Annotated in this window: 16 protein-coding genes and 5 tRNA genes; 16 read left to right on the top strand and 5 right to left on the bottom strand. The window is 61.6% G+C overall.

Annotation, left to right across the window (positions count from 1 at the left end; genetic code table 11):
- Positions 1–237: 237 nt before the first annotated feature.
- The 11 genes from guaA to CSQ85_RS10365 all read left to right on the top strand — a co-directional run bounded on the left by guaA (position 238) and on the right by CSQ85_RS10365 (position 9,548).
- Complete coding sequence (gene guaA, locus CSQ85_RS10415) at positions 238–1,800, top strand: glutamine-hydrolyzing GMP synthase (protein ID WP_107041234.1); 1,563 nt, start codon at positions 238–240, stop codon at positions 1,798–1,800.
- 145 nt (positions 1,801–1,945) lie between these two features.
- Complete coding sequence (locus CSQ85_RS10410) at positions 1,946–2,965, top strand: ribose-phosphate diphosphokinase (protein WP_181281819.1); 1,020 nt, start codon at positions 1,946–1,948, stop codon at positions 2,963–2,965.
- Positions 2,966–3,006: 41 nt separating this feature from the next.
- Positions 3,007–3,077: transfer RNA gene (locus CSQ85_RS10405), tRNA-Gln, on the top strand.
- Between the two features lie 153 nt (positions 3,078–3,230).
- Positions 3,231–4,622: a bifunctional UDP-N-acetylglucosamine diphosphorylase/glucosamine-1-phosphate N-acetyltransferase GlmU gene (glmU, locus tag CSQ85_RS10400; protein ID WP_150383985.1), complete on the top strand. Its 1,392-nt coding sequence runs from the start codon at positions 3,231–3,233 to the stop codon at positions 4,620–4,622.
- A gap of 98 nt (positions 4,623–4,720) precedes the next feature.
- Positions 4,721–5,107, top strand: coding sequence for a ribosome silencing factor (gene rsfS, locus CSQ85_RS10395; protein ID WP_150383984.1), 387 nt, complete (start codon positions 4,721–4,723; stop codon positions 5,105–5,107).
- Positions 5,104–5,814: a histidine phosphatase family protein gene (locus CSQ85_RS10390; RefSeq protein WP_150383983.1), complete on the top strand. Its 711-nt coding sequence runs from the start codon at positions 5,104–5,106 to the stop codon at positions 5,812–5,814. Before rsfS ends, CSQ85_RS10390 begins: the two co-directional genes overlap by 4 nt.
- Before the next feature lie 199 nt (positions 5,815–6,013).
- A tRNA-Ala gene (locus tag CSQ85_RS10385) sits at positions 6,014–6,086 on the top strand.
- A 44-nt stretch (positions 6,087–6,130) separates the two neighbouring features.
- Positions 6,131–6,203: transfer RNA gene (locus CSQ85_RS10380), tRNA-Ala, on the top strand.
- Between the two features lie 14 nt (positions 6,204–6,217).
- Positions 6,218–6,290, top strand: a tRNA-Ala gene (locus tag CSQ85_RS10375).
- Between the two features lie 135 nt (positions 6,291–6,425).
- Complete coding sequence (gene pta / locus CSQ85_RS10370; RefSeq protein WP_190973010.1) at positions 6,426–8,096, top strand: phosphate acetyltransferase; 1,671 nt, start codon at positions 6,426–6,428, stop codon at positions 8,094–8,096.
- Between the two features lie 222 nt (positions 8,097–8,318).
- Complete coding sequence (locus CSQ85_RS10365; RefSeq protein ID WP_150383981.1) at positions 8,319–9,548, top strand: acetate/propionate family kinase; 1,230 nt, start codon at positions 8,319–8,321, stop codon at positions 9,546–9,548.
- Between the two features lie 100 nt (positions 9,549–9,648).
- Here CSQ85_RS10365 and aroA read toward each other — a convergent pair whose 3' ends face one another.
- Both aroA and CSQ85_RS10355 read right to left on the bottom strand, forming a co-directional pair.
- Positions 9,649–10,992, bottom strand: coding sequence for a 3-phosphoshikimate 1-carboxyvinyltransferase (gene aroA / locus CSQ85_RS10360; RefSeq protein WP_150383980.1), 1,344 nt, complete (start codon positions 10,990–10,992; stop codon positions 9,649–9,651).
- Positions 10,993–11,132: 140 nt separating this feature from the next.
- The gene (locus CSQ85_RS10355) at positions 11,133–12,098 is read right to left on the bottom strand and encodes a hypothetical protein (protein ID WP_150383979.1); all 966 of its coding nucleotides are present in this window, start codon (positions 12,096–12,098) and stop codon (positions 11,133–11,135) included.
- Between the two features lie 239 nt (positions 12,099–12,337).
- Here CSQ85_RS10355 and CSQ85_RS10350 point away from each other — a divergent pair, with 239 nt between their 5' ends.
- Positions 12,338–13,228, top strand: coding sequence for a hypothetical protein (locus CSQ85_RS10350; protein WP_150383978.1), 891 nt, complete (start codon positions 12,338–12,340; stop codon positions 13,226–13,228).
- Positions 13,229–13,266: 38 nt separating this feature from the next.
- Here the strand turns inward: CSQ85_RS10350 and CSQ85_RS10345 are convergent, their stop codons facing one another.
- Positions 13,267–14,454 (bottom strand): ABC transporter permease, encoded by a 1,188-nt coding sequence (locus CSQ85_RS10345; protein ID WP_107041224.1) that lies wholly within the window; start codon positions 14,452–14,454, stop codon positions 13,267–13,269.
- 120 nt (positions 14,455–14,574) lie between these two features.
- Here CSQ85_RS10345 and CSQ85_RS10340 point away from each other — a divergent pair.
- Both CSQ85_RS10340 and CSQ85_RS10335 read left to right on the top strand, forming a co-directional pair.
- Positions 14,575–14,648: transfer RNA gene (locus CSQ85_RS10340), tRNA-Pro, on the top strand.
- A gap of 151 nt (positions 14,649–14,799) precedes the next feature.
- Entirely contained in the window at positions 14,800–14,973 is a 174-nt protein-coding gene (locus tag CSQ85_RS10335; RefSeq protein WP_223846940.1) for a hypothetical protein, read from the top strand.
- A gap of 91 nt (positions 14,974–15,064) precedes the next feature.
- Here CSQ85_RS10335 and CSQ85_RS10330 read toward each other — a convergent pair whose 3' ends face one another.
- Together CSQ85_RS10330 and CSQ85_RS10325 are read right to left on the bottom strand one after the other, a co-directional pair.
- Entirely contained in the window at positions 15,065–16,288 is a 1,224-nt protein-coding gene (locus CSQ85_RS10330; protein WP_150383977.1) for an SPFH domain-containing protein, read from the bottom strand.
- 19 nt (positions 16,289–16,307) lie between these two features.
- Positions 16,308–17,372 carry a CFI-box-CTERM domain-containing protein gene (locus tag CSQ85_RS10325; protein WP_150383976.1) on the bottom strand — a complete coding sequence of 355 codons (1,065 nt, stop codon included), beginning with the start codon at positions 17,370–17,372 and terminating at the stop codon, positions 16,308–16,310.
- 728 nt (positions 17,373–18,100) lie between these two features.
- On the opposite strand from CSQ85_RS10325, the gene CSQ85_RS10320 reads away from it, so the two are divergent.
- Together CSQ85_RS10320 and CSQ85_RS10315 are read left to right on the top strand one after the other, a co-directional pair.
- Positions 18,101–18,631: a hypothetical protein gene (locus CSQ85_RS10320; RefSeq protein ID WP_150383975.1), complete on the top strand. Its 531-nt coding sequence runs from the start codon at positions 18,101–18,103 to the stop codon at positions 18,629–18,631.
- A 468-nt stretch (positions 18,632–19,099) separates the two neighbouring features.
- Positions 19,100–19,792 carry an Abi family protein gene (locus tag CSQ85_RS10315; protein WP_150383974.1) on the top strand — a complete coding sequence of 231 codons (693 nt, stop codon included), beginning with the start codon at positions 19,100–19,102 and terminating at the stop codon, positions 19,790–19,792.
- The last annotated feature ends 105 nt before the right edge of the window (positions 19,793–19,897 follow it).

The raw sequence follows: 19,897 nt of genomic DNA, 5'->3' as shown, positions 1-19,897 counted from the left end.
TACGTTTGACGCGGCCATGCAATGAAAACGTTGGAATACCGCGGCAATCCGCCATTTTGCAACGAAAGGCGACGTTCGATTCGCCATGTTCACTATCGGCGTGTTGGTAAGACGCGTGCACGTTGTTTGTTCGTTTTTCGCACAGAAACTACGCCTTTTACCCCTTGTCTGGCTCGCTGGGGATAATCAATATGACACCACCCAAGTTACATCCCGATAAACGTTAGGGGAATTTCCATGGCAACAGGTCCTGTGCTCGTCGTCGACTTCGGCGCCCAGTACGCCCAGCTCATCGCCCGCCGCGTGCGTGAGGCCAATGTATATTCCGAGCTCGTGCCCCATTCGATGCCCGTCGACGAGATGCTGGCGAAGGATCCGAAGGCGATCATCCTGTCCGGAGGCCCGGCCTCCGTGTTCGAGCCCGGCGCCCCGCGCGTCGACCCCAAGCTGTTCGAGGCCGGCATCCCGGTGCTCGGCATCTGCTACGGCTTCCAGGCCATGGCCTACGCCCTCGGCGCCGACGTCGACAAGGCGGCCCTCGGCGAATACGGCAAGACCGACACCGTCATCGACAGGGCCGAAGGCATCCTCGCCGGCTCCCCCGCCGACCAGAGCACCTGGATGAGCCATGGCGTGGCCGTCAAGACCGCCCCCGAGGGCTTCACCGTCCTCGCCCACACCGAGGGCGCCCCCGTCGCCGCCATGGAGGACGAGTCCCGCAGGCTCTACGGCGTGCAGTGGCACCCCGAGGTCAAGCACACCCCGCGCGGCCAGGAACTCATCGAGACCTTCCTGCACAAGTGCGCGGGCCTGCCGAACGACTGGGACGCCTCCTCCATCATCGACGACCAAGTGAAGAAGATCCGCGAGCAGGTCGGCGACGCCGAGGTCATCTGCGGTCTGTCCGGCGGCGTCGACTCCGCCGTGGCCGCGGCCCTCGTGCACAAGGCCATCGGCGACCAGCTCACCTGCGTGTTCGTCGACCACGGCCTGCTCAGGAAGGGCGAGGTCGAGCAGGTCAAGCACGACTTCGTCGAGGCCACCGGCATCCGCCTGATCACCGTCGACGCGGCCGACGACTTCCTCGACGCCCTCAAGGGCGTCTCCGAGCCCGAGCGCAAGCGCAAGATCATCGGCGAGAAGTTCATCCGCACCTTCGAGAAGGCCCAGCGCCAGGTCCTCGAGGAGGCCGGAGCCCGCGGCAAGGAAGTCAAGTTCCTCGTGCAGGGCACCCTCTACCCCGACGTCGTCGAGTCCGGCGGCGGCGACGGCGCGGCCAACATCAAGAGCCACCACAACGTCGGCGGCCTGCCCAAGGACATCAAGTTCCAGCTCGTCGAGCCGCTGCGCACCCTGTTCAAGGACGAGGTGCGCGCCATCGGCACCGAGCTCGGCCTGCCCGACGAGATCGTCTGGCGCCAGCCGTTCCCCGGCCCGGGTCTCGGCATCCGCATCGTCGGCGAGATCACCCGCGAACGCCTCGATGTGCTGCGCGAGGCCGACGCCATCGCCCGCGAGGAGCTCTCCCGCGCCGGCCTCGACCGCGAGATCTGGCAGTGCCCCGTCGTGCTGCTGGCCGACGTGCACTCCGTCGGCGTCCAGGGCGACGAGCGCACCTACGGCTCCCCGATCGTGCTGCGCCCCGTCTCCTCCGAGGACGCCATGACCGCCGACTGGTCGCGCATCCCCTATGACGTGCTCGCCACGATCTCCACGCGCATCACCAACGAATGCCGCCAGATCAACCGCGTGGTGCTGGACTGCACGTCCAAGCCGCCGGCAACCATCGAATGGGAGTAAAAAAATAAGGAGCATCGTCCGTTGCGGGCGACGCTCCTTTTTCTACATGGAAGAACTTCGGACGAGCGGCGCGCGGCACGGTCGGCGCGAACCACTACACTGGTGTGACGCAAGCGAAAACTTCAAATGACGTTTGGGAGATACGGTGAGCGCAATCCTCGAAGGGAAGCCCGACAAGAACCTGATACTCGTTACGGGAAGGGTTCATCCGAAACTCGCGCAGGACGTCGCCGAACAGCTCGGCATCGACCTGCTGGAGACCACCGCCTATGACTTCGCCAACGGTGAGATGTACGTGCGTTACACCGAGTCGGTGCGCGGCGCCGACGTGTTCGTGCTGCAGAGCCACTACAAGCCGATCAACAAGGCAATCATGGAACAGCTCATCATGATCGACGCCCTGAAGCGCGCCTCCGCACGCTCCATCACCGCCGTGTGCCCGATGCTGGGCTACTCCCGTCAGGACAAGAAGCACCGCGGCCGCGAGCCCATCTCCTGCCGCCTCGTCTTCGACCTGCTCAAGACCGCCGGCGCCGACCGCATCATGTCGGTCGACCTGCACGCCGCGCAGTCGCAGGGCTTCTTCGACGGCCCGGTCGACCACCTCATCGCCATGCCGGTGCTCGTCGACTACATCCGCGACCGTTTCGAGGGCCACCTCGACAACGTCGCCGTCGTCTCCCCCGACGCCGGCCGCATCCGCGTGGCCGAGCAGTGGGCGCAGCGCCTCGGCGGCGGCCCGCTCGCCTTCGTCCACAAGACGCGCGACATCACCCGCCCGAACCAAGCGGTCTCCAACCGCGTCGTCGGCGACGTCAAGGGCAAGGACTGCGTGCTCGTCGACGACCTCATCGACACCGCCGGCACCATCGTGGGCGCGTGCAACGTGCTCAAGGACGCCGGCGCCAAGTCCGTCACCGTCGTCGCCACCCATGGCGTGCTCTCCGGCCCGGCCGTCGAACGGCTCAAGGGCTGCGGCGCGCGCGAGGTGGTGCTCACCGACACCGTGCCGATCCCGGAGGAGAAGCGCTGGGACGGCCTGACCGTCCTGTCCATCGCCCCGCTGCTGGCGAGCGCCATCCGCGCCGTGTTCGAGGACGGCTCCGTCGCCGAACTGTTCGAGACGTACCCCGAACACCACGGTCAGGGTTTCCTGTTCGCCTGACCTTATGGTATAAATGAACACTTGGCGGGTCCGCCCGCCGCTCCCCCATGGTGTAATGGCAGCACACGGGCCTTTGGAACCCTTTGTCTTGGTTCGAATCCAGGTGGGGGAACACCTCGCATAAACGGCCGACCGGTCTTCCCGGTCGGCCGTTCGTTGTATAGGTGCTGTTAGCTTTAGTCATGTATGCGCGAGGCACGCCTCCCCGCGAGACTCCCGCGCATACACAGCAATCGAACCGCCAGTGAAGGGAAACGACACACTCATGGCATCCTCGGCATTGACCGCCGCAATCATCCTCGCCGCGGGCGAAGGCACCCGCATGCGTTCCAACAAGCCGAAGGTGCTGCACACCTTCGCGGGCCGCACCTTCCTCAACCGCGTGATGGACTCCGTCAAGGCCCTCGACCCCGCCACGCTCGCCGTGGTCGTGCACTTCCAGGCCGAGCGCGTCGCCGAGGCGGCCCGCTCGTACGACGAGGCGGTCACCATCGTCAATCAGGACGACATCCCCGGCACCGGACGCGCCGTGCAGTGCGCGATGGCGCAGCTGACCGAAAACGGACCGCTGACGGGCCCGGTGCTCATCGCAGCCTCCGACATGCCGCTGCTCGACACCGAGACGCTGCGCAGGCTCGTCGAATTCCACACCGCCTCGGGCGACGGCGCCACCGTGCTGACGACCGTGCTCGACGACCCGACAGGCTACGGCCGCATCATCCGCGACCGTGACGGCAACGTGCTGCGCATCGTCGAGCAGAAGGACGCGAACCGCAGCGAACTGGCGGTGCAGGAGGTGAACACGTCCGTGTACGTGTTCGACGCCGAGCTGCTCACCCGCGCCATCGCCGACCTCAAGTCCAACAACGCGCAGGGCGAGTTCTACCTGACCGACGCGCTGGAGACCGCCCGTTCGGCCGGCAAGGTCGGCGCGTTCACCGCCCCCGACCCGCTGAGCGTCGAAGGCGTCAACGACCGCGTGCAGCTCGCCGCACTCGCCAAGGCGCACAACCGCCGCGTGTGCGAGGCGTGGATGCACGAGGGCGTGACGATCCTCGACCCGGAGACCACGTGGATCGAGGACGACGTCGAGATCGGCCGTGACGCCGTGATCCTGCCCGGCTGCCTCCTTCAGGGGCATACCGTCATCGGCGAGGAGGCCGTCGTCGGCCCGTACACCACGCTGATCGACGCGACCGTCGACGCCGAGGCCACCGTCGAGCGCTCCCGCGTGCAGGAGTCGCACATCGGACGCGCCGCCAACATCGGCCCGTGGACCTACCTGCGCCCCGGCAACGAGCTGGGCGAGGAGTCGAAGGCCGGCGCGTTCGTCGAGATGAAGAAGGCGCACATCGGCAATGGCACCAAGGTGCCGCACCTGAGCTACATGGGCGACGCCACGCTCGGCGATCACACGAACATCGGCGGCGGCACCATCACTGCCAACTACGACGGCGTGCACAAGAACAAGACGCACATCGGCGCCGGATGCCACATCGGCGCCGGCAACCTGTTCGTCGCGCCGGTCGAGGTCGGCGACAACGTGACCACCGGCGCCGGTTCCGTCGTGCGCCACGCCATCCCCGACGACACGATGACGTACTCCGAGAACACGCAGCACAACGTGGAGGGCTGGAAGCCCGCCTGGGAGCGCTGACCCCCGGAGGCGACACCTCCCGTAGCCGATCCCACGACAACCGCAACACACCGCAATATCACCGCAACACACCGCATACAACCGCATAGAGGAGATCCATGCCCGCATTGCAGTCATCCATCGACGACATCCGCATCGCCGCCCAGGCGGCCGACCGAGTCAAGGCCACCGACATCGTCGCCTTCGACGTGACCGGCCCGTTGGGCATCACCGACATCATGATGATCGCCGGAGCGTCCAACGAACGCCAGGTGCTCGCCGTCGCCGAGGAGATCGAGAAGGACCTGTACGTCAAGTGCGGCGGCCGCCAGCCGCGCGAGCGCGAGGGCCTGACCGAAGGCCAGTGGGTGCTGCTCGACTACGGCGACTACATCATCCACGTCATGCACGAGGAGTCGCGCGAGTTCTACGGCCTCGAGCGCCTGTGGCGCGACTGCCCGCAGATCGATCTGGAGCTCGAGCACCCAGAAAGCGCCGAACGATGAGCCGCCACGTCCACTCGATCTTCCTCGTGCGCCACGGGCGCACCTCCTACAACGCGGCCCACAAGCTGCAGGGGCAGGTGGACATCCCGCTCGACGCCGTGGGCCGTTGGCAGGCGGCGCAGACCGCGGCGTGGCTCAAGGCCACGTACGTCGACCAGCGCCCAACCATCGCGAACCGGATCATCGTCAGCTCCGACCTGTCGCGCGCGCACGCGACCGCGCAGGCGTTCGCCGACGAGCTCGGCGGGGCGGCCACCGGCATCGAGGTGCATGACGACCCGCGTGTGCGAGAACGCAGCTTCGGCGACTGGGACGGCCACGCCGTTGCCGAACTGGCCGAACGCTACCCGGAGGACTTCCGCTCGTGGATGCGCCACACCGGGGGCGAGCTCAAGTACGGCGCCGAGCCCAAGGAGCATGTGGGCACGCGCGGCGTCGAGGCGCTGGAGGACTGGTCGGCCCGAGCCGGCAGCGACACGGATCTGTTCGTGTTCTCGCACGGGGCGTGGATCTCCCAGACCGTGCAGACGCTGCTCGGGATCAACCGCATCGACCCCACGTACTCCACGCTCGTCTCGATGGGCAACGCCCACTGGGTGCGCCTGACCCCGATGGACATGATCGACGGATCGGTCACTTGGCGACTCGCCGACTACAACCACGGCCCCGCCATCGCGGACACGCCCGAATGGGAGCGCGAACGCTGACCGACGTCGATTACGTTGGAACCGCAGTGAACCCCTTGTACCGTGACAGGTCGAAAACCGTTGCGGCGCAAGGGGTTCAATGCGATTACCGCGACACGGTTCACATGCACGACACGCACGCGACACGCCGTATTTGCCGGAATCGGAACTCCGTCGTAATGTATACGAGGCTCAAAAAGCGAGCCAAACAAGTGAACACGGGGCTATGGCGCAGCTGGTAGCGCATCTCCATGGCATGGAGAGGGTCAGGGGTTCGAATCCCCTTAGCTCCACGAAACAGACGGACATCACGCCTGTTCACCACATAACTCAACACGGGGCTATGGCGCAGCTGGTAGCGCATCTCCATGGCATGGAGAGGGTCAGGGGTTCGAATCCCCTTAGCTCCACGNNNNCTCAACACGGGGCTATGGCGCAGCTGGTAGCGCATCTCCATGGCATGGAGAGGGTCAGGGGTTCGAATCCCCTTAGCTCCACGATCACGAATCCCGGATCAGCTTGAACGAGCGGTCCGGGATTTTTCGTTATTCCTCCCGCGTTGCCGACCATCACAACAAACCGTCGTTATAATGGGCGAGGTTCTAACTGTTCATCAAAGGAGACAAGACATCGTGACCGTAACCCGCGTCTACATCGCAAGCCCGGAGGGTGCCAACGGCCGCAACGTGGTGGCCTACGGCGTGCTCAACGCATTGACCTCGAAGTACAAGACGATGGTGTTCCGCCCCGCCGTGTCCAACCACGACGACTTCACCCCCGTGCTGCTCGGCGCATCCAACGCCGGACTCGGCGTGGCCCTGTCCACCGGCCTCGACATCCACGAGGTGCGCCGCGACAAGGAGACCGCCCGCGGCGACATCGTCGGCGCCTTCAACGACGCTCTGGACGTCTCGCGCGCCGAGGCCGCGCTCATCGTCGGCACCGACAAGTCCCACGTCAACGACCCGACCACCTACGAGTTCAACGCGAATGTGGCCGCCGACCTCGAGGCCGGCGTGTTCCTGACCATCGCGACCGTCGACCGCTGGCCGCACGAGCTCGACGAAACCGTCAAGCTGTCCATCGAGGGCATGGAGGCCGCCGGCAACAAGGTGCTCGGCATCTTCGTGACCGGCTGCGAGCCGCGCCACGCCTTCTCCGTCAAGGAGACGCTCGCCAAGTACGGACTGCCGGTGTGGGCGCTCCCCCAGGTGCAGTTCACCGACGCGTCCACCAAGGACGTCGCCCTGGAGACGTTCCGCAAGAACGTGCCCACGGAGGAGGTGCTCGCCGCGCTCAACGTGGACGTGGACTTCCCCATCACCCCGTACGCCTTCCAGTTCTCGCTGCTCGGCAAGGCCAAGTCCAACAAGAAGACGATCGTCCTGCCCGAAGGCCAGGAGGACCGCATCATCAAGGCGGCCGACTACCTGCTCCAGCGCGAGATCGTCAACCTCATCATCGTCGGCGACAAGGAGTCGATCCTCGCCCGCGGCAGGGAGCTGGGCCTGAACCACCTCGACCGTGCCCGCTTCCAGGCGATCGACGACGAGAACGTGCTCACGCCGATGGTCGCCAAGCTGTGCGAGCTGCGCGCCAAGAAGGGCATGACCGAGGAGCAGGCCCGCCGGCAGCTGAAGGACGCGAGCTACTTCGGTACGATGCTCGTCGTGCTCGGCTACGCCGACGGCCTCGTCTCCGGCTCGGTCAACTCCACCGCCAACACCGTGCGCCCGGCCCTGCAGGTCATCAAGACCAAGCCCGGCCAGAAGCTGGTCTCCGGCTCGTTCCTCATGTGCTTCAAGGACCATGTGGCCGTGTTCGCCGACTGCGCGATCAACCTCAACCCGGACGCCGAACAGCTCTCCGAGATCGCCCTGCAGTCCGCCGAGACCGCGAGGGCGTTCGGCATCGACCCGAAGGTCGGCATGCTCTCCTACTCCACGCTCGGCTCCGGCAAGGGCCCCGACGTGGACGTCGTCGAGGAGGCCACGCGTCTGCTCAAGGAGAAGGCGCCCGATCTGCCGGTCGTCGGCTCCATCCAGTTCGACGCCGCATGGTCGCCGACCGTGGCCGCCACCAAGGCCAAGGGCAACGATGTGGCCGGCCACGTCAACGTGTTCGTGTTCCCGGACCTGTGCGCCGGCAACATCGGCTACAAGGCCGTGCAGCGCTCCTCCGGCGCGCTGGCGATCGGACCGATCCTGCAGGGCCTCAACAAGCCGGTCAACGACCTGAGCCGTGGCGCCCTCGTGCAGGACATCATCAACACGATCGCCCTCACCGCCATCGAAGCCCAGTAATCCACGCACTTCCCTACCGGGTTTTCGCATGGGAGGAGCGCGGTGAACGTGGTGCCGGACCGTAGGCTTGGCCGGAGAGTGGTGAGTGTGTCCGACACCACGCTCACCACTCTCCGGCCCCTAACATCGAAGCCCAGTAGTTTGTAGTAAGCAACGAGTAATCTGACTAACGGTAACCCGTGTCAGCGGGAAACAGACAAATCACAATGGAGGATGCCCACAATGGCGAAAACCGTCCTTGTCATCAATTCCGGTTCCAGCTCGATCAAGTACCAGCTGGTCGACCTTGAGACCGGCGAAGGCCTCGCTTCCGGCCTCGTCGAGAAGATCGGCGAGCCGATCGACGGCCACTACAAGCACGAGTACAACGGCGAGAAGCACGAGCTCGAGGAGCCGATCCACTACCACGAGCAGGGCCTGAAGCGCGTGCTCGGCTTCTTCAAGGAGTACGGTCCGGACCTGTCCGAGGCCGGCATCGTCGCCGTCGGCCACCGTGTCGTCCAGGGCGGTTCCATCTTCCCGAAGCCGGCGCTGGTCACCGACAAGACCATCAACCAGGTCAAGGATCTGGCCGTCCTCGCCCCGCTGCACAACGGCCCGGAGGCCAAGGGCGCCGAGGTCATGCGCTCCCTGCTGCCGGACGTGCCGCAGATCTTCGTGTTCGACTCCTCCTTCTTCTTCCAGCTGCCGAAGGCCGCCAGCACCTACGCGCTGAACAAGGAGATCGCCGACCAGTACCACATCCGCCGCTACGGCGCCCACGGCACCTCCCACGAGTACATCTCCTCCGTGGTGCCCGAGGTCATCGGCAAGCCGGCCGAGGGCCTGAAGCAGATCGTCCTGCACATCGGCAACGGCGCCTCCGCCTCCGCCGAGATCTCCGGCAAGCCGGTCGAGACCTCCATGGGCCTGACCCCGCTCGAGGGCCTCGTCATGGGCGGCCGCACCGGTGACATTGATCCGGCCGTGGTCTTCCACCTGATCCGCAACGCCCACATGAACGTCGACGAGCTCGACGCCCTGTTCAACAAGCGTTCCGGCATGATGGGCATGACCGGCTTCGGCGATCTGCGCGAGGTCCACCGTCTGGTGGCCGAGGGCAACGAGGACGCCAAGCTGGCCCTCGACGTCTACGTGCACCGCATCGTGAGCTACATCGGCAACTACACCTACCAGATGGGTGGCTGCGACGTGATCACCTTCACCGCCGGCGTCGGCGAGAACGACGACATCGTGCGCAAGATGGTGTGCGACAAGCTCGCCCCGTTCGGCGTCAAGCTGGACGAGGAGAAGAACGCGACCCGCTCCAAGCAGCCGCGCGTCATCTCCACCCCGGACTCCTCCGTGATCATCGCCGTGATCCCGACCAACGAGGAGCTGGCCATCGCCCGCAAGTCCGCCGAGATCGCGGCCGCCGGCGAGGACACCTACGGCAACACGTTCACCAAGTGAGCGTAGGCCGGTGAGTCCTCCGACTCACCGCTGACATATGATGAGGGCCTGTGATCCGACAACGGATCACAGGCCCTCAGTATTGTTCGTGCGCCCGGCGTCAGCGGCTCAACAGCGCGTTCCACATGCCCACGAAGTCGGGCAGGGTCTTGCGCGTCGTCTCGACGTCGACCACGTCGACGCCCGGCACCCTGAGCCCGATCATCGCGGCGAACGTCGCCATGCGGTGATCGGCGTAGGTCTCCATCGCGGCTCCGTGCAGGCTGTCGAACGGCACGGGATCGATCGCAATCCCGTCGGGGAGCTCCTCGGCCCGTCCACCGATGCGCGTGATCTCGGTGACGAGCGCGGCGAGGCGGTTCGTCTCGTGCCCGCGCAGGTGCCCGATGCCGATCATGTTCGTGGGGGCGTCGGCGAACACGAGGATCGCGGCCAGTGACGGCGCGATCTCCCCTGCCGCGGTCAGGTCGAAGTCGCCGAGACCGTGGATGTGGCCGTCGGAGGTCACTTCGCAATAGCGGATGCCGTCTTCCTCGGGGAAGGTGACGTGCGCGCCCATCGACTGCAGGTATCCGGGCAGCAGTCCGCCCGGCTGCGTGGTCTCGACCGGCCAGTGGGGCACGCGCACACGGCCGCCGGCGATGAGCGCCGCGCCGAGGAACGGGGCCGCGTTCGACAGGTCGGGTTCGACGACCACGCGATCGGGCAGCTGCAGCGCGCCGGGCGCGACCGTCCACACGCGCCGCTCCTCGTCGGCCGAGGCGTGACCGCCGGCACCGTTGACGTCGGCGACGGTCATGCGGATGTGAGGCAGGCTCGGGGTCTTCTCCCCCGTGTGCGTGAGCTCGAGGCCACCGGGCAACCGGGAGCCGATGAGCAGCAGTCCGGAGATGAACTGGGAGGAGCCTGACGAGTCGATGGACACCGTGGACGGGTTCGATGCGGGAAGGGCCTTCGGCGGCGTCACGGTGAACGGCAGGAAGCCCTCCTCGCCGTGGTATTCGATGGTGGCGCCCAGCTGCTCCAACCCGTCGAGCACGGGTTTCATCGGGCGCGCGTACGCCTGTTCGTCGCCGTCGAAGCGGACGGCGGCGTCGGCGAACAGCGCAAGACCGGGCACGAAGCGCATCACCGTGCCGGCAAGACCGCAGTACACGTCCACATTGCCGTGGAACCGTCCTCCCTCGGGCGGCGTCACGGTGACGGTGGTGTCGCATTCCGGATCGATGTCGCATCTGACGCCGAGCGCCCTGAGCGCGCCCATCATCAGTTCGGTGTCACGCGAACGCAACAGTCCCACCAGCGTGACCGGCTTCGAGCCGAGCGCGGCGAGGATCAGATAGCGGTTCGACAGGGATTTGCTGCCCGGGACGGTGACGGTCGCGTCGAGCGGCCCGTCGGGCGTGGGCGCGGCCCACAGGTTGTCTTGCTTCGTTTCGCTCATACGCCCATCGTATAGGGCTTTCGACGACCCGCGGGGCACATGTCCGGCACAGGTCGGGTGTTTCCTCGTATCCGACGTTTACCTGTCCGTTTAACCGTCCGTTTGACAGCCGTCTGCCAGCCGCCTGCCAGCCGTTGCTACTACTGGCCCTCCGACCGGTACTTGAGCTGAATCACGTCGTCGAGTTTGGTGAGCAACTGGGTCGGGTCGGCGTTCTCACGGGCCTGCTGCAGCTGTTCCTGGAACGCGTTGACCGCGCCGTAGGAGGTGTCGAGGTCGACCAGCTGCGTGGAGAGGTCCTGCAGCTGCTTGCCCTTCTCGGAGCTCGCGGAGTACTGGGAGGGGCTGCCGATCGCCTTCATCTGGTCGATGATGGCCGTCATCTTGTCAAGGTCCTGGACGAGCGTCGCGGAGAACTCGGAGACGATCTGTGCCTTCGCGTCGTCGAGGGCGGTGGCCGCGGTACGGCAGGTGGCGATGTACTGCTCGTACTTCGTGTAGAAATCCGCGTCATACATGGTGCCGCTGGGTGTGGCGCCGCACGCCTTGACCATGTCGGACAGCGGTTCGGCGGAATCGGCGAGGTTCTCGGACAACTTCACGAAGTGCTTGGCCTGTGTGGCGTAGGAATCGTAGGCGGCGGAGACTTCGGTGTCCTTCACTGCGCGCATGTCGGCGAACGCGTCGATGGATTTGCCGAACTTGGCCGCCTGGGTTTTGAGCGTCGCCGCCTTGGTCGCGTCATAGGATGCGTCCTGCGCGTAGAGGAACCGCAGGGCGTCGTCGATGGCGGCCGACGTGTTCGCGTACTGCTTGGCCATCGTGGAGGTCTGCTGGGCCGCGGACGCGTAATCGGAGTGATGGACCGCGGAGAAGGGTTTGAGCACGACGAGCGCGACGACCACGGCGATGACGACGACGATGCCGGCGATCGTGCCGATCACCGCGCCGAGCGGCGGACGCTTGCGCTTGAGTCGGACCGGACGGATGAGGTCGTCGAAATCGGGTGTCTCGAGCGGCGAGTGCATGCCCGGCGCATCGAGCGGAACGATGTCGACGCCGTCGTCACTGCTGTCGGCGGCTGCCCTGTCCTGCACGTCGGTCATACGCTCTCCCTTGTTGCCTCGTACGACGCATCATGGCGGGGATCGCCGGCCATCCATCGGCCCCGCGAGGGACGGGCGACTCCCGTTGATGCATTGGTGAACAGTCCCAGCGTAATCGGGAGGACTGACCAAGCCGGGGCGTGTGATCCCGCAACGTGCGGGGCGGTCGCGGCGCGTCTACAGTTGATGGCGGCTGTTGATGACGGCAGGGATGGCTGCCGGGAATCAGGGAGGCGACGATGAAGGTCATCGAACGGTGCTGCAGGGGCAAGCACGCCGATCAGACGCTCAACGAGGACGGGCTGTTCGTCGGCGACGCGTTCGCCGGCAACACGTTCGCCGCCGTGGTGGATGGGGTGACCGGCAAAAGCGTACGTCGGCCGTGGCGTCCGAGCGGCGGCGTAGTGGCGAAGGACCTCATGCTGGACGTGCTCGCGGCTCTTCCCGCCGACGCCGGCATGCGCGAGGTCCAGCGATCGGTGGATGAACGGTTCCGCGAGGCGTATCGCACGCATCCGCTGGGGTCGTCGTTCTTCGAACGTGAGCCTCTGGAACGCCTGCAGGCCAACGCCGTCGTGTACAGCGCGGCGCGTGGCGAGGCGTGGCTGTTCGGCGACTGCCAGATCATGGTGAACGGCGTGCAAACGCCGACCGTGAAGCGCGTGGACGAGCTGTTGGGAGAGCTGCGCTCGTTCGCGGCGCAGGGGCTGCGGTTGCAGGACGAACGAAACTTAGGTGCCGCATCGTCCGAGCCATCCACGTCATCCGCACCATCCGCCCCCGCGTCCTCGGAACCGTCCGACGACCCGGCCCGCGAGATGATCCTGCCGTTCCTGCGCCTGCAATCGCAGTTCGCGAACCGGCGCGGCGAATACGGCTATTTCGTGTTCGACGGATTCACCGATCCGTCTTATCCGATCCGGGTCGTGACGATCCGGCCCGGCGACGAGGTGGTGCTCGCCTCGGACGGCTATCCCCTGCTCAGGCCCACGTTGGCCGATTCGGAACGGGAGCTGGATCGGCTGCGGCGCGAGGACCCGCAGCTCATCCACGAATATTGTTCCACGAAGGGTTTCACGGCTGGACTCGCCTCATTCGACGATCGCACCTACCTGCGGTTCATCGCCTAGCCTCATGGCCAAGACGGGCGCCCAGACTCCCCCGGAGCCTACCGATCGGAGGCGATGCGGGATTCGGGCATCGCACCGGCCTGCGCGTCCTGCGCATCCGACGCGTCCGCTTCCTCCCCGAGCTGCTCCTGCGTCTGACTGTGCACAAGCTGCATCGTCACACGGTCGGCCTCGATCGCGGCGATCTGCCGGGAGAAGACGATGAACCAGCCGAGGAACAGCAGGCCGGCGAGCGCCTCCACGTTGGTCAGGGTGTTGTGTCCGAGCATCATGTTGGCCCAGAATCCCGCGCACAGCAGGGCAGCGAGGTCGGAGACGACCATCACGGCCTTGCCGATGCGTGGCGCGAGCCACGGCAGGAGCACGAACAGGAGCAGCATGATGAACGGCAGTCCCTTCGCGCAGATGTTGTGCATCAGGTTGTGCGGCGTGTAGCGGAACGCGCCGATGCCGATGAACGCGAGTCCGGAGAGCGTGAGCAGCACGGACAGGACGGTCATGCGCGTGACGAAATGGGGGATGTCGTATCCGCGGTTCGGGTCGTCGCGCGTGTGGTCGTGCCACAGGCGCAGGAGCCGTTCGGTGGTGAGCAGTTCGGAGACCGCGAAGTAGCTGACGATGATGATGCACACGCCCGCCAGCATCAGCGTGGAGTTGAACATCGTCGCGGCGAACGTGGTCCGGTCCCCCAGCTGGGAGAAGTTGTTGTGGTACCAGTACGGGTCGTCGGTGGTGAGGCCCGCGACGCTTACGCCGGCGATCACGAAGAACGGCAGCAGGGAGGCGAGGGTCTTCGCGCTCATCATCTCCGCCTGCACGAAGGTCATGTAGCCGACGACGCCGGCGAACGCGGCGCACACCGACGACATGTATCCGACGAACAGCGTGCCCATCATCTCGTTGATCGCGCCGAGCAGGGCGAACGACGACAGGAACGTGGTGGCGGCGTACACGGTGGAGAGGGCGAGCGTCTCGATGATGCGGCGTACCGGCGCGAGCCAGCCGTTCTTCAGGGTCATCGAGCGGGAGTTGGAGATGTATCCGGCGCAGAACGAGAGCACGGCGCAGGCGGCGACGATGCCGGCGCAGACGCCGAAGCGTCGTTGCGACACCTGCCAGATGGCGGACGCGTACTGGAGATAGAGGTTCATGCCGACAGCGCCGGCGCATGCGCACAGGATGAACGAGATCAGGCCGCCGGTCTCCGCACGTTGATGACGACCCATGTTCTGCCTCCCCTGTCACTTGCGCGTCAACATCTTTGCGCCTCATGACGACGCTTTCGCGTCGAGTCCACCTGTATTGTACAATGGCTGTTTGTGCTCTCCCAGAGATGGGCAGCACGACGGGACATAGCGCAGCTTGGTAGCGCGCCTGCTTTGGGAGCAGGATGTCGCGGGTTCAAATCCCGCTGTCCCGACTTTGACGGGGGATTTCCACGTTCGTCAGAGACAACGCCTGACGGACTCTGGCCGAAGATGTCTGGATCTTGCCCCTCGCAGTCGGCATCGTCGCCCTCGTCGCGCCCGCACTCGTACAGGCGTTCAAGAAGTACATCCCCCGCCGACTACGTGGGCCCGACCAGCCTCGGCGTCAGCGTCCTGCTCGGCGTCGTCGCCATCGCCGCCACCAACGGCTTCCACGGCTACGGCTGGGACATCGTCCTCACCGGCGTTATCGGCGTCGCCCAAGCCGTCTACACGCTGGTGAACCAGGCGTTCAGCGGCAAGCTGAGTAAAGAATAATGACGTTTTGATATAAGAGTCATACAACCTTGTAAATAAATTTGCGTGCAGCTCTAATAGTTTGAAAGCGAACTGCACACAAAAAATCAAGTCAATTTAATTTAGCACCACATTCAGGGCAGAAATTTACTTGCTTTGAATCCATGGATTTCCATCCGCATGAAGAGCATTGCTGCTTATCATCGCGAGGGCTTCCGCATTCACTGCAGAATTTCCCTCTATTGTTAGATCCACATTTCCTACATATCCACGAGCAGTTATTTGACGAGGGTGTTGATGCACTTGAAGTAGGCACATTACTCTCTTTCTGCATGCGATAAAGTGCGTCAGGAGAGAATCCACCTTGAGCACGAGCCATCCCTAGATTGGCAAATGCCATAAACGCACCTGCTTCACCTTGGTTTTCGGCAGCTTTCACCATGGCCTCAGCTTGGGCTTTAGTTAAGGTTGCGGCGGCCATTGTAGGGTCCCTCATAACCGCATCTCGCTGAAGCTGTTTGATGAGTTCGGCATCTTTTTCGTCGGGTGCGATGGAATTGATGCCAAAAGAAACAATTCGGATACCTCGCAGGTCTTCCCATTTCTCCGAAAGAAGATGCTGGAGAATACGTGTTAGTTCTTGTGCATGAAGAGGGATCTCCGAATATCTGATACCAGCAGAAGATAATTGAGCTAACGCGGGTTGAAGCGCCGTTAGCAGCTCACTACGCATCTGATTAGTTATCCGATTTTTATCATATCTGTCTTCGATATTCCCGCTCAGATTTTCATAGAATTTAATTGGATCAATGATTTTAAAAGAGTATTCTCCATTGCAGCGAAGAGCTATATCAATATCCAAACCAATGTTGGTGTCAACAACCCTAAAAGGTATAGGAGTGGCTGTCCCATATTTATTCGAGACAATCTCCTTTAGATTGAAGTAGTAGACACGTTGATCTACACCTGTGTCGCCACCATAGGAGAAACGTTTGGCTACGTTGCCAAAAGAGGCCTTCGCCGAGTCGCCCAATTCACCCTCAAAGAATGTGGGGGAAATCGTATTGTCGTATTGATACTCACCCGGCTCAGCGACAAATTCAACGACGTTTCCTTGCTCGACAATAGCCGCTGCTTGCCCTGCATTGACAATTACTAGCGAGCCGGAAGTAATTACGTTTTCATCGCCTTTAACATTAGACGTACGCTGATTTTGACGTTTTATTCCTTTAGCTACTAAGATATCCGAGTCAAGAGAGTCGCAGTAGAACATCTCTTTCCACTGATCCGCAAGATTGCCAGACACGGAGCCGAGTGCTGCCCTAATCAAGCCCATAATTCTCCTTCTTTTTGATTTATCTACGACAACTGCGATCTTGATAAGGTGTATTCGACATTCCTCGCATCATTAGATAGTTAACAAATTTATCTAAGATGACTCTAATTACCTTACGGAATGCGCTGGTGTTCCCAAAGATTGTTATCAGGCGTGGACTAACTGCGTAATACAGACGGATAAACAGTCTTCCAATCAATGATCTACCAAGGATGCGGTCACGAAAACGACGAAGAACCCATACCTGCGGGCAGTTATAAGAGCCGTAGACGTAAGTCGCTACATAGCACCATTCGCTTTGCCTTTCCTCACTTACCCCAGTTCCACCTTCTGATGGAGGTTTCAGACTACTGGGAATTTTGTGTTTAGGGTCGATTTGGAGATAAACGGTATGGAGCCTTTTCGCTAGTTCATATACGATGTTACGACCGTTGTCTGTTAGAGTAAGATCAGCCAATGTATAAGTCACATTTGCGACTGTCGCGTAATTGCTTGACAACTTATTAAGTATATCTTCGGCATTATTGAGTATGGTTTGACATGTTTCTTTGAAGTCAGCTCCATATTTATCAAAATATGGAGCTGCGCCCTCCATTGTTTGAATCAAACTACTTGAGACATCGGTGGTCATATTCAAAAATACATTGTATGCGTCTTTGGTGGTGCACATTATGTTGGATGTATTCCCGGCATTACGTCTTGTAGTGAAGAACGAATCTCTTGCTTGCCAGCAGGCCATACCATAATTATTGATGAGGACGATGGAAGTAAGTGCCTTGGCAGCTTTTTCTTCTTCTGACAGAGAGGTATCCTCGCTGAGTTTGTTAAAGAAATTCGCTGCTTCGGATGCGGGCAGGTGCAGCATAGGCGATGCCGCTGTTCCTTCTCCTGCTTGGCATAGCAGACGACGGAAGTTTGCCATATAGTCCTCAGGATCTTGTTCAATTATCTGCGTGTAGTACTTGAGTGCCGTCTTTGTATCGGCTCTATCGAATGACTCATCGGCGAGTTTGCGAAGACCTGCGAGGTCTTTTGTGACCCTAACGGTACCTGTAACTTCAACGGGGCCATCGTCGGCCATCATTCGCTTCGCGTCTTCTACGGAGTACTTTGTGCCACAGTACTGGCAGACAAACACTCCATCTTGTCTGACCAAGTCAGTGCTGTTGCACATTTCACAAGTAAGCTTCTTCACTTGAAGGCCTCCCAGCAGTCAGAGGTAACAGTCACCAGAGAATTATAAGGCCAATCCGTTGACATGCCGCCTCTTTTGGCTTGTCACGTTTCATTCTGGGCGTCGACGCAAATGGACGCCACACGCCCGAAGCCAGTTCCGCATCAACCTCAACGACATCGCCGCCATCTACGGCGAAGTACGCGAAGTCGATATGCGCGATCCTGAATCCTACTAGAGCTACGGTAGGGTGCGTATCAATCTCGTTGTTGTACGAACCAAGCAACACACGATGAAGGGCATCATGGGTTGCTTGGTTCGTACCATAGGGATAGCGAGTTGAGTAAGCCGAGAAAGGGTGAACACATGGGGCTATTCGAAAAGCTTTCAAGATTAAGAATGCCGTTCGGCATCCTATCCATACAGCTACGCGTCCGGTAAGAAGAACCGTCCGCAAGGCGGTCATACCCAAATCCGTTCGCAAGGCATCCTACAGAGTTCGGTCGGTCAGCACCGCAGTGCATAATCCGATTTCAACTGCTGTGCGCTCTTTGGACAGCGATAACCTGAAGAGTCGAAAGACTGGTATGCCTACTGCTAGGAATACCTCCCCATACGCTCCTTCATACAAAAGTTCCGTGAAGAGATCTTTCCGCAGCAGTTCTTCCTACTCATCTTCCGGTGGATCCTCATTCGATTATGATGAACCATGTGTAAATGCCTCCGAAGAGACGATACCCATCACTTATGGAAATAAGAAACCTTCCGTTGGGTCGCAAATCATGGACGGACTCATCGAGGCGATAGCCCCATGGCTTCTTCTGTTTGGCGTTCCGTTCTTATTTTGGTTAGTAATTATGCCTTTCACTTTTTTGCCGGGTGGAGGTAATTACGACAAATACATTGCGCCGGCTTTGGAGTCATCGCAGCATGAGTCTCGCCCGAGCCACGAGTATGCAGAAGAACAAGCTGCTAGTGATAGTTTCTGCGATCCGGCATTGCTGCGCGATAACTGGAGAGATGCCGGACTTGAGGTCAGTCTGATCGATGCTGAAACGGGTGATGATGTAACCAACATAGTCACCGAAGACGAATGGAATCCTGATGGCCTGATCTCATACACTGATGATGCAATATCCATGTATGTCAAGCCGGAACGGACATACTGATACGGACAAGGGGCTAACCAGTCAAGTCACCCATGTTGGATGTGATCCGGCCCCTTGCGACACGCCGATGCCCATCCCCTCCCGCATGCGACAAGGACGGTAACGAGATGGTAACGATGACCGTCACGATGAACCAATCCCAGCCCGATCAACCAAACTTCCCATAATCCAGAATCGGCTTGATTCCAACGAAAATCAGCCCACTCAAACCCAGCCAGACAAGCCAATCGAACGCCCGCCCAAACAGGATGTCGCGGGTTCAAATCCCGCTGTCCCGACCGGAGAGCCCTACTCCCGCTTGGGACTTGAGGCTTCACTGTTCGAAGCGGAAGACCGCTGTGGTAACGATGGGTAACGATGACCGCAGACCTCAGCCTCAATTGGCTGTGCAGGAAAGAAAAATCCCCGGGGTTTCATGATGTTTCGCATGAGTGACGTTCCGGGGCATTCGCTAGTAGTATAGCCGCCATGAGTCCTGAAAGTCAACCCGTCACGCTTGAAGACCTGCAACGATGGTTCTCGACCGAACGCATGAGCACGTACGTGCGCTCCGCGCAGACAACCAATTGCGACGTGATCGACCTGTACGTGTGGAACGGACGGATTTCCAAGGCATTGCTCGAAGACATCGCTCATGTGGAGGTGCTACTGCGCAATTTCATGTCCGAGCGCCTCGCCAGAGCCTGCGGACACGAGGACTGGTACAGGGACGACGCAAGGTTCCGGTTCAACTCATCCAAGACAAGACGGTTCGAAACATCGGTTACGGAGATCGAGCGGCAGATACGGCATTCAGGCAAACCGGTCACGCCTGGACACGTGATCGCCGACATGTCGCTCGGCTCATGGTGTTTCCTGCTCTCCTCCAGATTGGAACAGACCGTGTGGAGAGCTTTGCGGGATCCGGCGAACGGCGGCATGCCGAACTACCCATCGCGCAAGCGCGCCGTATTCGAAAATCACGTCAAGACAATGCGCGACCTGCGCAACCGGCTATCGCACCAGGAGCATCTGGTGCTCGACAACCTCATGGACGAAGACCGGTATCTCGACGGGCAGTGTGCGAATCTCGATTGGATCGCCCGCGTCATCGACCCGAAAGCCGCCGACTGGATTCACAGCCAGTCAAGAGTGAAGGAGCTTCGCGCAAAGCGCCCATAGTTATGGTTTCTCCAGCGTCTCGACTGCATTTTGGTCGGGAACACTGTTGTCTGTCGGCGCAATTCGAACCTCTTGCAACACCCCGACACTCCTCCCCTCCCGCAT

This window comes from Bifidobacterium rousetti, from assembly GCF_008698235.1.
Lineage (GTDB): Bacteria > Actinomycetota > Actinomycetes > Actinomycetales > Bifidobacteriaceae > Bifidobacterium > Bifidobacterium rousetti.
This window is presented reverse-complemented; position numbering and strand designations above follow the sequence as displayed.